1 protein-coding gene is annotated in these 384 nt (G+C 74.7%); it reads right to left on the bottom strand.

The genetic code is table 11. From position 1 onward, the window contains the following. The coding region (locus G3I78_RS50720) for a class I SAM-dependent methyltransferase (RefSeq protein ID WP_203616632.1) at positions 1–384 on the bottom strand (384 nt) is incomplete at both ends.

Raw genomic sequence — 384 nt, 5'->3', positions numbered from 1 at the left:
GCGGGCTTCACCGCGAGGACCTGGTTGCCGCCGAGCCGGCCGTGCTCGAAGCCCAGCGCCGAGGCCGCCATGTACAGCCGCCAGACCCGGGCCCGCCCCGGCGAGGTCAGCCGTACGGCCTCCTCCCAGCGGTCCTCCAGCCGCGCCACCCACGCCCGCAGGGTCAGTGCGTAGTGCTCGCGCAGCGCCTCCACGTCGCGGACCTCGAAACCGGCCCGCTCCAGCTCGCCCACGGTCGTGCCCAGCGGGGAGAGTTCCCCGTCGGGGAAGACGTAGGCGTCGATGAACTCGTCGATCCGGTGCGCCTCTTCGTCCGGCTCCGGCGGGCGCGCGATCTGGTGGTTCAGCAGGCGGCCGCCGGGCGCCAGCAGGGCGTCCACGGTG

The sequence above is a fragment of the Streptomyces sp. SID13726 genome, from assembly GCF_010548375.1.
Taxonomy (GTDB): Bacteria; Actinomycetota; Actinomycetes; order Streptomycetales; family Streptomycetaceae; genus Streptomyces.
This window is presented reverse-complemented; position numbering and strand designations above follow the sequence as displayed.